Consider the following 14,670-nt stretch of genomic DNA (forward strand, 5'->3'; position numbering starts at 1 on the left):
CATATGTTTACTTGTCCAAAATGCAATGGAAATCAATTCGTTATCAACAGAGAAGCCACTTTTCTCTATTCATATAAATTGGATCCTAATGACGAAGATATGGAAAAAGCAGAAGCCAGACTAAATGAGTATCCCTATTTATTTTATAATCGTGAACTTCTTGATTCCCAAGATTATATATTATGCATGACATGCAACACGAAATATCCTTTTTCTTTTAGCTCTGATCCAACCGAATCCAAGATAACAATACTTCGTAAAGCTATTCGTTCAGATCATACCGAAAATCCCCAATTTTTAGGGTAAATATCTTGCGGAATAGATCTAGCAAGTATTGTAATATACCCAATCGAGCTTTTAAATCTTCAATACTATCTTTAGGTGAACTACCGTTATTTTTATATTGCTTGCTGCCACTTGCTTTAGATATCTTGCTCGTACTTTTACTTTCTGTTCCTTTCTCTTGTGTTGTTTTATTGCCTGTTTTGCTATTTTTCGGTTCCTTCTGTTCACTTTTTTCACTTTCTATTTCTTTATCTGAAATTTGATCTTTAGGTTCTTCCTTTTCTGTATCTTTCTTATCTCTATTTTTAACCGGTTCTTTTTTGTCTTCTGCTTTCTCCTTTTCTACTGTTTCTCCATCCTCTGATTCTTTATGATCTGTTTCATCCTTTTCTATCTCTTTATTCTCTGATTCTTCGTTTTCTACTTCTTTTGTCTCCTTATTTTCTGACCCTTCATTTTCCACTTCTTCTTCCTCTGTTTCTCTGTCTCGTTTATGGCCTTCTTCTGTCTCTTTAAAGCCTTCATCATCCGTATCAATAAGGTCTTCAGTTTTTTTGTCATCTGTTTCTTCATTTATTTCATCTTTTGCTTTTTCATCTGTTTCAATTTCTTCTGTTTTATTATCCTCTATAACTTCTTCTTCTCTCTCCTTACCATCAATGCTGCTAATATTTTTAATAACCGTATATATTTCTTTTGCATTTCCTGCATGATCACTTATCTTAAATGTATAGATGCCATTTTCTTTTGCCCTATACACCACTTCATAGACAGTTCCTGATACAGCTTCACTTACTCCATTAGGAAGAATGATTTTAGATAATCCACTGCCTGCATCTTCCGCTGTAAGATAAATAAAGACCTCCTTATGAGCATCTCCTTCACTGCTTGTCCTTATCGTACCTACAGGCGCCGTATTGTCTATATAAAAATGCAAGCTTCCTACGTTAAAACAATACCCTCTATCATTTTCTGCCCAAACATTTATAGTATGCTTGCCTTCAGCTAATTCATTTGGCAAAACTATGCATTGTCTAAAAGTTTTTATATTTTCATCACATGTAAACTCCAGGAGTATCTTTTCTTCTCCATGATCAAGATTGTATTTGAGTATTATATCATTTTCTAAACTGTCATTTATATTTCCTTCTAAGGTAATGATATTCTTATTCGCAGAATAATAATATTCCTTTAAATTCTCCATGGTGATTTTACATTCTTCATCCTTAATCAATATTTTAGAACCTGAGTCAACTTTAAATTGATCCATATTAAGACTTTTACTGATTTTGCTAAAATCCAATATAGAATGCTCAGTAAGATGAATATTAACTGCTGAGCTAAGACTGAAATCATGACATACCACTATATTGCCCTTTAGCCGGAGCTCTTTAGGAGAAACACCATGATAAACATTCATAGTCTTTAAAATCAGTTGATTGCTTCCTAAATCGATGCAACGAGCATTGCTGACATATATATCAAAGACTGCTTTTTCAGTAATCAAAGTTCCCCCTTCCCAAATGAAATTTTTAGCAATCTTATAAGTGCCTATGAATTCTACAACCCCTCCTTTAATCATTACATCCCCTTCAAAAATAATCCTCTTTCCCCCAACAACTTGCTTCCATAGAATGTTACCACCTTTAACTATGAAATTATCTTGGATTCTAAAGATATTGGGACAATTGGCTATAATCGTTCCAGTATATCCCTCTTCAATCGTAAGCTTATGGATAATAATACGGTCTTCCTCATTAATTTCTATACTTTTAGTACATCTTCCGTCCAAGATCACATGATCATCAGATTGAGGCACTTGATTGCTGGACCAATTCATTGGATTCATCCATCTGTTGTCGTTTCCTTCTCCATCCCAGTAGACAGTATTTCCCTCTGCCAAAACTTTAGAACTCAGTATCATGAATATCATTAAAGCTGATGAGATTATAAATAATTTTCTAATCATATTCATCCTTCCTCAGATATTTATTTTACTTGAAGTTATTGACATCAGCTTTACAGAATATTCATTACCACTAAAATATTTTTATTACAATAAAAAATCGCCTCATTCATAAAAATGAGACGATTAATAGACTTACTTCGTTTCAGTGCTTTCCCAATAAGACTTAAAGAAAACAACAAATACACTGATCATTAACCCAAGAACAAAGCCAATAGCTACATTAAGCATTTTATTTGGTGATGAAGGCATTTCCGGAACTGCAGCAGCAGAAGATACGATAATACTTGCCCTACCAATATCTGCTGCTACGTTTTGCTCTGCTTCATTTTTTCTTGTTTGATATGCTTCAAAAGACTGTTCTGCTAATTCGTAATTTCTCATAACTTCGTTATATTTGTATTCTTCTGTAGCTAAAGTTGCACGTAGTTCAGTTAATCTTGCTTGAATTTCCTCAATCTTCTGCTCTAAAACCTCTTTCTCAGATACATTCTGAATCAGTCTTGTTTCCATTTGGGTTCTCTGAGCTGCCAGCATTGTACTTTCCAAAGCTGAAGCATTGGAAATATCAAACTCTATTTCCTGCCCTATAGTCATATAGTTACTATCATTATTTTGAATATTACCTGATTGAGAAGCGTTATCATCTTTCTGAGTATTATTGGCATCATTGGTGTTATTTGCACTGGTTATACCCTGTACTTCATTTAATTGAATCTTGCCTTTGATTGCTCCAATATTAACATTATTAGATTTTATACCATTTCTTTCTAAAGTCTCAAGACTTTTTAGATCCGACTGTATTTGTCTTTCCGTATCAATCAATCTCTGCTTATACAAAGTCAATTGGTCTCTAAGCGTAATGATTTCCTGATTGAGTTCCTCAATATCCTTAGCATTCTTTAAATAATCCCTTTTCTTTTGTGCCTCTTCGTCAAGAAGTTTTTTGGTTGCCTCCAGTTGCTCGTTGATCGCTTGTACTGCCTGCTCACCTTTTCTTTTTGTCATTCTCGTAATAAACTGAATAAAATTCTCACTCAGAGAATTAGCAATCTTGGCTGCCAACTCCGGATCCTTGTCCTTTACTGTTACACGAATAAGATTCGTATCCTCCACAACTTCCAGAGCAACTTTATCCCTTAAAGAACGAATTTTCATCGTTTTACCTTCTGAGTCTTTTAAATCTAAAGCAATAATCGTAGCTTGTACTACTTCAGAATTTAAAAACTGTTCTTTATAGGTTTCTATCGTCATCTCAGGATATTGACTAATCGTATCTAAAACATCAGTACTATTCGCAATTTCCTTGTTCTGCCGAGAACCTATGGGGTTCGCCAAAAGTGTCGCCCTTGCTTCATACACCGGCGGCATTATAAAACTTACTACAACAGAAAGTATAACAGCAACAGCTGTAATAATACCTATTAATTTTTTACCTTTTAAAAGAACCTCAATAAGCTCCCTTAAGCTAATTTCTTCTTCCATCACTCATCCTCCTATGATAAGATTCTACAATATGAGTCCTTATTATTATATTATAAATACCATTATTCTTCAATGCTGGGCTTATGGCAATTTGAACTTCTTACATATTAATAAAGATTCTATATATTTTATCCATTTCCAAAAGAGTATTCTCAATTGAATACGTTTTAATTTTTTCTTTTACTTTATGCCTCATTTCTTTAACTTGTTCAGAATCTTTCATGATTTTCAAAATGGCTTCCTTTGTTTTTTCTATATCCCCTATTGGCACAAGATACCCTTCCTCACCATGGGTTATTAAATCCTTATTCCCCCTTATATCCGTAGCAATAATAGGCAGTCCCGCTGCCATAGCCTCCATCACAGCCCTGGGTAATCCTTCTCTTTTGGAAGTTAAAATAAACGCATCTCCCGCCCATAAAATTCCGGGAATATCTCTTCTGTAACCGAGGAAATGTATATTTTTAGATATATTTAACTTCTCTACCCAGCTTTTTAAATGCTCTTCTTCTTCTCCTCGCCCAACCAAAAGCAAATGAATACTTGGATCTATTTTCACTACTTCTTGCATAGCATGAATAATTTGCCTCTGATTCTTATTCTTCGTAAATTCTCCGACACAAACCAATAACTGATCTGACTCTTTAAAACCCATTGCTTCTTTCTGTGCTTCTTTATCAAAATTCTGAGGAACAGAATAGTTTTCCAGAGATAATCCTACTCCATGGACATAGAATAAACCATCTTTTCTTTTTAAATGAAAGCTTTTTCCTCTTTCATAATCTTCATGATTAATTGTAATAAGTCCATGGGTCCAGCGAGCTGCCATTTTCTCCATAGGATAATAAATAAGCCAATTTAAAATCGGTGCTCCTTTATAAAAATGAAAGCCGTGGGCAGTATATAAAACCGGCTCAGTCTTTGTGATTTTAGCTACAAATCGACCCAAAAAAGCAGCTACAGGAGTATGGACATGCACTAAATCAAATCGCTCTGTTGCCATCAAATTTTTCAACTCAGCAAAAGCTCTAAATAATTTGGGCGAATATGGGGATCTCGAAAAATCTATGGGATGAAAAATGACTCCCATGGATTCTAATTCTTTTGTCCTTTCCCCCGATCTTGCAGCAATGTGTACTTCTGCTCCCCGCTTCTGAAAATATTCTATATAGGGGATATGAAAAGATGTAAAATGAAAATCGACACTGGCAATTAGCAAAATTTTTTTCATATTTCCTCCATTTAAAGTTTAATTTTTGTCATTTAATTATATCACATAACAAATTAGTAAAAAATCATCATCCGAAATAGTACTTTTGACTTTTTTTATTTGGGTAAAATCAGTAGTATGTTATAATAATTATAGAATAATGCTGAAATTTAGGAAAAAAGATTCAAATTTCTAGTACACTAGACTAGATTGTGATAAAGGGGATATGCCTATGTGGAATCATTTTAAAAGCATTAAAAACTATCAGCTACTCATCTTCTCATATCTTCTTTCCATTTTAATTGCTTTTATCATTTATATGAGTGGCGGAACCCATACTGCATACCCTTATTTTATGAATATACCAATTATTTTAGCTACATTCACCAATGGAAAAATTAAAGGACTCATTCATGCTATAATAAGCGGATTACTATTGGGTCCATATATGCCATTGTTTGCTGATTCCCATACTGAGCAAAAACCTCTTAACTGGATCATTCGACTGTTATTCTTTGTATTAATGTCTTTAATCATAGGTTTCCTCTCCGACTATTCCAAGAAAGAATATGAAAAAAACAACGCTATCACCAAAGAAATCTCTGACTCCCATATGGCAACCATTTATGCCCTGGTTAAATTATCTGAATCCAGAGACGATGAAACAGGAACACATATTGAAAGAGTTTCTGTTCTGTGTAAGCTTTTAACTGAAAAATTACTTCATCTTCCAAAATACGCCAATTACATTGATGATCGTTTCATTGAGAATATTTATAAAGCCAGCGCATTACACGATATAGGCAAAGTAGGTATTCCCGATCGTATCCTCCTGAAACCAGGTAAACTTACTAATGAAGAATTTGAGGTGATCAAGCGGCATACAGTCATCGGAGCCAATACCCTTTTAGAAGTTCAAAAGAAATACCCTAATAATAAATTTTTAGAATTTGGAATAGATATCACGTATTATCATCATGAAAAATGGAATGGAAAAGGCTATCCTTTCGGTTTGTCCAAAGAAGAAATCCCCCTTTGCGCAAGAATTATGGCTTTAGTGGATGTATATGATGCCCTGCGCTCAAAAAGAGTCTATAAAGAACCTTACAGCCACGAAGAAAGTCTTGAAATCATCAAAGAGGGCAAAGGCAGCCATTTTGATCCGGAAATTACAGATGTGTTTTTAGAAAATGAAGGAGAATTTAAAGAGTTATTTGAGAGAATAACAATGAATTTTGAAGTCTAATCCAAAAGCCAAGGAACATTTCCTTGGCTTTTAGCAATTCATAGCTTTATATTCTAAAAAACATCAGAATAAATCATTGGAAGTATGATACGTAGGTACAACTGTCTGCAATGCCTTTATTATTTCTTTGTCCTCTTTATCAAGTACTTCTTTTAGAATCTCTATTTTCTCTTCTATTTCTTCCATTGTAATCTTCATTGGCTTTGCAATGTAAATCTTTTGATACTTCGTATTATTTAATCCTTCTTCTGCCATCAAAAGCTCTTCATAAAGCTTTTCTCCCGGTCGAAGCCCGGTATATTCGATCTTTATATCTTCATCTGGTTTAAATCCTGATAAGCGAATCAAATCCCTTGCCAATTTATCAATTTTAACTGGTTCTCCCATATCCAATACAAATATTTCTCCGCCCTTTGCCATAGCACCTGCCTGAATAACCAATTGAGCTGCCTCCGGTATGAGCATAAAATAACGAATAATATCCGGATGGGTAACTGTAACAGGCCCTCCCTGTTCTATTTGCTTTTTAAACAAAGGAATTACGCTACCACTACTTCCCAGAACATTTCCAAAACGTACGGCAGCAAATTCCGTGCTACTTACTTCGTTAATTCCTTGTATAATCATCTCACAGAGCCTCTTGGTGGCTCCCATAACATTAGTGGGATTTACGGCTTTATCCGTAGAAATTAATATAAAACGCTTTACATTAAATAAATGAGCAACTTTAACCAGATTCCACGTCCCCAGAACATTGTTTTTAATTGCTTCTCCCGGATTCTTTTCCATCAATGGCACATGTTTATGGGCAGCAGCATGAAATACGATATCCGGATGATATGTCGCAAAAACCTCCCTAAGTCTATCTTCTTCCCTGATACTGGCGATCACTGTTTCATAAGGAATATGTGGATAATGAATCTTCCATTCATTTTCTAAATTATACAGATTTTCTTCAGATATATCCAGCATCACTACTTTACTGGGGTTAAATCTTCCAATATTTCTACAAAGCTCAGAACCAATGGATCCACCTGCTCCTGTAACCAAAACCACTTTGCTTTCAATATAACTGGATACTTCCTCAATATTTAAATCAACCGGTTCTCTGCCAAGTAAATCTTCAATATTGACCTGTCTCATTTTTTGGAGAAGTACGTCCTGAATATTACCAGTAAACTCTTTAATTTCATTTATAGAAGGAACAACTTTAATAGCACATTGAGTCTTTTTGCATTCGTGAATAATCTCTGCCAAATCCTTTTTATTAATGGAAGGTATCGCTATGATAATTTCATCAATTTTCTTCCCGTAAGCTAAAAATGAAATCATGTCTCTATTGCCCAATACAGGAACGCCATTAATCTTTCTTCCTAATTTATGAGAATCATCATCCACCAAGCATATGGGAACACGGTTGGAAGAAGGATGGTTTTTAAAACTTTGGATCAATAATCCTCCGGCTTCTCCTGCTCCAACAATCATAACTCGCTTTCTTTTTCGCTTTACAAAGATATTTTCTTGAAAGGTTAATCGATTATAAATCTGCTTTATAAACCTGGTTCCCCCAATAAAGAATAAATCTATCAACGTAGCAATTACATAAATAGAACGCGGAACATTTAAACTTAGAAAATAAATACCAATAATAATCATTCCATTGGCAATACAGACCATAAAAAAGATATTAATTATCTCATCAATACCGGCATATTTCCAAATTGGTCGATACAACCCCATATAATAAAACACAAGCAGCTTTATAAAAGTTACAAAAACAGCCATTTGAAAATAAACTTTTAGATAATCAAGAGGCATTCTAAGGCCAAAACGCAAATAATATGCTATTATAATAGATAGATTGATCAAAATAATGTCTACACTAAAAATCCCTATTTTTCTTATGTTACTTTTCATAAATTCTCCACCATTCATCATATTCATTGAACTTTTATTATTATATCAAATAATTAGATTTAAAAATACCCTTTTCATGCTCATTTGAAACATGAAAAGGGTTTTGGTCTATAATAATTCATTTCTATTTTTAGCCTTTAACTCATCCACGATCAACTTTACATCCTGCGCTCTGTCTTTGGGGCAAACCAAAGTAGCATCAGGAGTATGTACGATAATCAGATTATCCACTCCTAAAGCGGCAATCAAATGCTCTTTTCCATAAGCAATGGTGTTCGTCGTATCAATATAAATATGGTCACCGACAATTATATTCCCTCGTTCATCTGCTTCATAAATGCTGCCAAGGCTATCCCAGCTGCCCACATCGTTCCATCCAAAATCTCCTGGAACCACAAGAACTTCATTACTTCTCTCCATAATACCATAATCAATCGAAATGTTTTGCATCTGAGGATAAAGAGCAGCAAGCGCTTTTGCTTCTTCCTCTGTATCTATATATTGCTCCAATTCTAGCAGTTTATCATAGAGTTTAGGCAAAAATCTTTTGATATTATCTAAAATAGTAGAAGCTTTCCATACAAACATACCGCTATTCCATAAGAATTTTCCGCTGTCTAAATATTCCCTGGCCTTTTGAATATTTGGTTTTTCTACAAATTCCTCAACTTCGTATACATTTTGATCTATTTCTTTTCCCATATGAATATAGCCATATCCTGTGCAAGGGAAAGTCGGCTTAATACCAATCGTAATCAGGTTGTTCGTAGATTCAGCTAAATCAAAGCATTTATCCAGTATCTTTATAAATTCCGATTCATTTTTAATAAAGTGGTCAGAAGGATGTACGCACATTAAAGCATCCTGTTCTCTCTTTCTTAGCACCATAGCAGCATATCCAATACAAGGTGCAGTATTTCTGCCAATAGGTTCTAAGAGAATATTACTTTTAGGGATCTCTTCAATAACAACTTCTTTCATAATCTCTTCCTGAACTTGATTGGTTACGATTAAGGTTTGATGATAAGGTACTAAAGGATTAATACGATTAATCGTTTCATTAATCATCACATCATTACCACTTAAATTAAGCAATTGCTTAGGGGAGGCTTGCCTTGATAATGGCCAGAAACGAGTACCTCCCCCACCTGCCATAATAACTGAATAACGTTTCATATTCTATACTATCCTCCCTTTCTGATTCTTTATATTTATAAGTAAAAAGCCAGTATCTTTATCATACTAGCTTTTTTGCAATTCTATATAACCTTTTCGTAAAACTTTTTTATAACTTAACTCCTTTAAAACACTATCAAAGTCCATATCATCCTTTAAACCGATGGAACTCTCCTTTACAAAAACTATCTTAATCGTTTGCAAAATTAATTTAATGTCTAGCCAAAAAGAATAGTTCCTTATATATAGCAAATCATATCTAAGCTTATCTTGTGGAGTTGTAGTATATTTCCCAAGTACTTGTGCCAACCCTGTAATTCCTGCCTTTACAGATACTCTATATTCAAAGTCAGGCATGTCTTTTATAAATCTCTCTACAAAATAAGGTCTTTCCGGTCTAGGTCCAACAATACTCATATGGCCCAAGAATACATTAAAAAATTGTGGCAGCTCATCTAGTCTAGTTGATCTGAGGAAATGTCCTATTGGCGTAATTCTAGGGTCTTTTTCTGAGGCTAACACGGGGCCTGTTAATTTCTCCGCATCTTTAACCATCGTTCGAAATTTATAAACATTAAATGTTCTATTTCCTTCTGTTACCCTCTCTTGCTTAAATAAAACAGGTCCGGGAGATGAAATTTTAATTGCAATAGTTATAATCAGCATAATAGGAGCAGTAATAATAATTGCAACTCCTGATACGATTAAATCAAATATTCTTTTTATAAGCTTTTGCTCACTGGTCAACGTAAGATGCTGAACTCTAAAAAGAGGAATATCATCAAACTGATATAAAGAAGCATTCTTTATACTTATCTCAAACAAATCAGGAATGATAAACATATTTTTATTCTCTGACACACAGTAAGAAAAAATTTTAGATTTATCTTGCTCTGCAAGATCAGAGCAAATAAAAACATGCTCTACATCATTAATTAACTTCCGCGCTAACTTAAAATCCTTCTGTAAATCAAATAAATATCTGACTTCATATAAATGGCCTGCAGACATGATAATCTTTCTTGCTGCTTCTTCTAATTCTTGTCCATGTCCAATAATCAGAATAGATTGCTTACCATGTAATCGTCTTCTAACCTTTAAAATAAGGGTTCGCCAAATACTTAAAAGAATAACTTGCAAAATAGCCCCATATGCAAAAACAGTTCTCGGAAATCCAAAACCACGTATAAAGAAAGTAACTGCCATACTAATAATTGTTAAGATAATCGTAATCAGTACAATCGTTAAAAGAGTTTCCCATACAGTTTTTTGAAGAATTGAATACATCCCATATACATAAAAAAGAATAACAGCAGCAACACATATATAGGGTAATGAACTAACAAAAGGATCAAATGTATGACTAGAAGGTTCTCCCTTGAATCGGATTCTAAATGCTAATAAGTAACTTACTACAATCAATAAAATATCTACAACTATTGTTCCCGTTTTAAAAATTCTCTTATTCTTAGTTATTATATCCACTGTCCACACCTCATTTGACTAAATCCTACATAATAGGATACAGTGTTTCAATATTTTTGTAAAGTATTATCTCTTATCAAAGGAAACTTGTCCTATATAAAGCCCGGATTTCTTTTCATCATTATCTATATATAATCTATAGATCTTCTCTCCTTCACTTTTCCAAAGTCCAAAATTTAAATCCCATGTTCCTTGATTAACTGGAAGAATATATTCATGGATATACTCTTTTCCTACTTCCCATGTAGATGTCTCCGGTGATAATAAATGATCAAAGTTTGCAAATCCATATTGTATTCTATCCTCTGATAGTAAATTAATATTATCCGGTTTTCCGTGCAGCCACATAATATAATCAATATCCATTGGCTTTTCGCATTTAAAAGTGAAACGAAGTTTTACTTTGTTATCTTCTATTTCTTCATATCTTATTTTTTGCAATACAACAGAATCGCCCATAACAATATTTAATTGTTTTTCCCATAATTCTTCTTTAGGCGTCTGTGTGGCTTCTCTATCAACAAGCCAATTTCTTTGTTCGAATATTTCATAAAGCCAAGCAGGAAGTAAGAAGTATTTCTTCAAAAGTGACTTTCTTTTATCATCTTTTATATATCCAATATCTTTAATTACTGCACTGGTTTCTTCTATATCTGTCGCTCTAGCTCTTAATAGTATTTGACTCGTATTATCAGAAGGATCAATATAAACTCTCGCTTCACCTCTAGCCTTCCAGTATGAATATTCTTGAAGCACTTTTTCACTTTTATCCTGTTGAATTTCAACTATCTGAATATTTGCTGCCTTATAATTTATATCTGGTGAATTAGCTTGTATATTATAATAGATTATTTGATCTTCTTTAAAATTATCTATAGGAATAGCTACTTCAAATAAATTATTAGAAGATAATTCTATAGATTTAAAAATATAACTTTTTCTAGCTGCATCAACATATATTACTCCCATTAACAATAAAGCAGCTAAAGTACCAATAATAATTTTTCTATCACTTGTTTTTATAGAATCAGTAGAATCTTTTATAATTTCGTAAGACTTTTCTTCTTCTAATGCTAATAATAATCCTACCAAGAACCAAAGCCCCCGAAAATTTTCAATATTTAGAGGCAAACTCTCAACAAATATACCTAAAAACAATGGAATAAGAATACACATAAAAACTTTGTGTTCTTTTAAATATCGATTTCTCCATACTCTTATACCTAATAATATAAATACCCCAAGATATAGGAGAAGTCCGACTATACCTAATTCTGCAAATATACCTGCTAATGTATTGTGAGGAATTTTCATTGATTCACCAATTTTGTATGGAGATAAATCCTCAATCCCCATTTCATCTAAATATCTGGCTGAATTCAAAGGATAATTTCCTCTTCCTACTCCCGTAAAAAAGTGATCTTTCCCCATATTTAAAGCAGATATGGTTAAATTTTTTCGAATTTCAAATTCTCCGGTCTTCTCTGTAACTTGTTCTATCTTTCCTGTAAAACGTTCCAACAAAGAACCATTTAAATAAGTTGAATCTATATCTATCCATGCAAAAAAAAGAACACCTACTAACGGTATAATAACAAGTAATTTTTTATTGAAATTATGAAAATGCAAAATAGTATACACGAAAATAGAACATCCAAAACCAATTATTCCTCCTCGTGAAACAGTCAGTAGTAAACATATAGGAATAAGAATTAAGACTAATATACCAATATATTTTTCAAATGTGTTAATATCTGTCTTAATCCACATGAGATTAATATAGAAAGAAATGGTTAAGTATAAAGCTGCTAAATTAGGATCTGTTAATGTACCAACAAAAACAGCACTACTTCTTGATCCATTTACTAAAGTATGAAATTCTAAAGGTGAACCTTGATAATACATAATAACAGCAATTATTCCGATAAAGCAAACACTTATACATGTAATTGTCCAAAATTTTAAAGTGGATATGAAACTATTGCCCTCTTTCAAAATATAATAGCCTATATAAAAATAAAGGCCTGAAATTCCAATTTTAATTCCTTCACTTATCATTCCCATCCAACCAGTAGAATTAATGTTAGGATTGTATATTGCTAAAATATTAGAAAATATCATCCATATGCCTAGCAAGAAAAAAATCCTACATTGTGGGAAGTATCTTTTTATACTAAATTTTCGTAATTGTAAAAGTGTCATTATAACATAGATTAATAGAATAAAATCCGCTAAAGAAGTATTAAATTCAATTATATTGAAAAAATTTTTGATGCTCATGAAAGGAATTGAGATCATGCACAACCTTATTAGATATTTTTTAAATTTACTCACCTTAAACTCTCCTCTGTATATTTAGAACATTATAAAAGACTCAAGAAAAATTACTTCATGAGTCTTTTTATTATAACATATTATTAGAATATGCTACATTATATCAATAAAAATTAATTATTTATTTCTCGCATGACTCTATATTTTGACTAAACTTTATAAATAGTGTTTACGTATTGACTTAATTAAATAATTTATAAAATAATATAGTGACTTTACAATTGATAAATTTTCGTGTTTACGATAAATATTCCATGTCCACTTAAATACTTTAAATTTATTTCCCGATAAAGAAGTACGCATATATCTGTATTGAGCAAGTACTTCATTAATTCCGTATGCATTATAACCTCTTTTTAATAGTGAAAGCCAAGTGGCATAATCTTCATGTCTAACTTTAGGCATAAAAAACTCACCAGTTAATGATCTATTTATCATAACTGTTAAGCAACCAATAACATTCCCTTTAAGCAATTGATTATATGTTACTTTTTTAGGTATATTCACTATTTTTTTTAGTGATCTTGAATTTTTATCAATTAATTCATAGGCTGTGAATGAAATTGCATATTGATTTTCTTTCATAAAATCTAGCTGTCGCTGTAACTTATGACTAACCCACAAATCATCTGCATCTAAAAAGCAAATGAATTCTCCTTTCGCCTCTCTTAATGCAACATTTCTCGCGTCAGTTACTCCTGAATTCTTATTTAACCTAAAACATTTAATTCTATCATCATTTTTAGCTAAACTCATTACTATTTCATATGAACTATCAGTCGAGCAATCATCTACAATAATCATTTCCCACTTTTCATAAGTTTGTTGAATTACAGATTGAATGGTTTGCTTTATAAATTGCTCAGCATTATAAACTGGAGTAATAATACTAACTAAATCATTAATATACATAATTCTCTCCTTATAGACTTATATCAATAGAATAGACACAAAAAGTTTAACTTCTATGCAGCTCTTTCATGAACTGAATTAGAAGTCATATCATAAATGGAGCCATGAATCCTTTTTCAATTATACCAGGAGTAAATAAATTCAAATATTTCCATACGAGCAGATTTAAAATCATAGTAGTTATTATGGTTGACTTCTTCCTTCTTAAGGATAAAATGAAAGGATTAAATACAAGTATTAGCATGGGAGATTCACCTACGACTAAAGGAATGCATTATCTCCTTTTTTGATACCAACTCTTGAAACTTTTGACTTGTGTACTGTGTTCCGAAATCACCATGAAATATTATTCCTTTTGTTGATTTTACATTTAGCAGCAATTCTCTAGTGACTTACTACTAAGTCTGCAGTATTGATATTTCATATGCATACCAAATAATCTTTCTGCTATAGAGATTTATAACTGTGTCAAGATAAATCCATCCCATTTTTGATAGTATAAATATAAATAATGTCAGTGCACACTTTTGGTTCATTTCATCGGATTTAAAATCTCTTTATGGATTTATGTCAATATAGTAGACACAAAAACTCAAATTTTTATGCAGTTTTTCTTAAAGCATCTTCAAGCTGTTGAGGAGTCATATAACCGAT

10 protein-coding genes are annotated in these 14,670 nt (G+C 32.5%); 2 read left to right on the forward strand and 8 right to left on the reverse strand.

Annotated features, from left to right (window positions below):
- Positions 1-3: 3 nt before the first annotated feature.
- On the forward strand, positions 4-306 hold the full coding sequence (locus JOD07_RS13470; RefSeq protein ID WP_204614312.1) for a hypothetical protein: 303 nt from the start codon (positions 4-6) through the stop codon (positions 304-306).
- On the opposite strand, the gene JOD07_RS13475 is transcribed toward JOD07_RS13470, so the two are convergent.
- From JOD07_RS13475 to JOD07_RS13485, 3 genes are all read right to left on the reverse strand, one after another.
- Positions 263-2,254: a hypothetical protein gene (locus JOD07_RS13475; protein ID WP_204614314.1), complete on the reverse strand. Its 1,992-nt coding sequence runs from the start codon at positions 2,252-2,254 to the stop codon at positions 263-265. The two genes, JOD07_RS13470 and JOD07_RS13475, sit on opposite strands and share 44 nt — an antisense overlap.
- Positions 2,255-2,386: 132 nt before the next feature.
- Positions 2,387-3,736 (reverse strand): GumC family protein, encoded by a 1,350-nt coding sequence (locus JOD07_RS13480; RefSeq protein ID WP_158740080.1) that lies wholly within the window; start codon positions 3,734-3,736, stop codon positions 2,387-2,389.
- A gap of 100 nt (positions 3,737-3,836) precedes the next feature.
- A complete protein-coding gene (locus JOD07_RS13485) occupies positions 3,837-4,967 on the reverse strand; it encodes a glycosyltransferase family 4 protein (protein ID WP_204614315.1) in 1,131 nt (376 codons plus the stop codon).
- A 211-nt stretch (positions 4,968-5,178) separates the two neighbouring features.
- On the opposite strand from JOD07_RS13485, the gene JOD07_RS13490 reads away from it, so the two are divergent.
- A complete protein-coding gene (locus JOD07_RS13490; protein WP_204614316.1) occupies positions 5,179-6,192 on the forward strand; it encodes an HD-GYP domain-containing protein in 1,014 nt (337 codons plus the stop codon).
- Positions 6,193-6,255: 63 nt separating this feature from the next.
- Here the strand turns inward: JOD07_RS13490 and JOD07_RS13495 are convergent, their stop codons facing one another.
- From JOD07_RS13495 to JOD07_RS13515, 5 genes are all read right to left on the reverse strand, one after another.
- A complete protein-coding gene (locus JOD07_RS13495) occupies positions 6,256-8,109 on the reverse strand; it encodes a polysaccharide biosynthesis protein (protein ID WP_204614317.1) in 1,854 nt (617 codons plus the stop codon).
- 108 nt (positions 8,110-8,217) lie between these two features.
- A complete protein-coding gene (locus JOD07_RS13500; RefSeq protein WP_204614318.1) occupies positions 8,218-9,285 on the reverse strand; it encodes a mannose-1-phosphate guanylyltransferase in 1,068 nt (355 codons plus the stop codon).
- A gap of 66 nt (positions 9,286-9,351) precedes the next feature.
- Positions 9,352-10,770: a sugar transferase gene (locus tag JOD07_RS13505; protein WP_204614319.1), complete on the reverse strand. Its 1,419-nt coding sequence runs from the start codon at positions 10,768-10,770 to the stop codon at positions 9,352-9,354.
- A gap of 66 nt (positions 10,771-10,836) precedes the next feature.
- Complete coding sequence (locus JOD07_RS13510) at positions 10,837-13,104, reverse strand: O-antigen ligase family protein (protein WP_204614320.1); 2,268 nt, start codon at positions 13,102-13,104, stop codon at positions 10,837-10,839.
- A gap of 156 nt (positions 13,105-13,260) precedes the next feature.
- Complete coding sequence (locus tag JOD07_RS13515; protein ID WP_204614321.1) at positions 13,261-14,016, reverse strand: glycosyltransferase family 2 protein; 756 nt, start codon at positions 14,014-14,016, stop codon at positions 13,261-13,263.
- Between the last annotated feature and the right edge of the window lie 654 nt (positions 14,017-14,670).

This window comes from Defluviitalea raffinosedens (genome assembly GCF_016908775.1).
In the GTDB taxonomy this organism is placed as follows: Bacteria; Bacillota; Clostridia; order Lachnospirales; family Defluviitaleaceae; genus Defluviitalea; species Defluviitalea raffinosedens.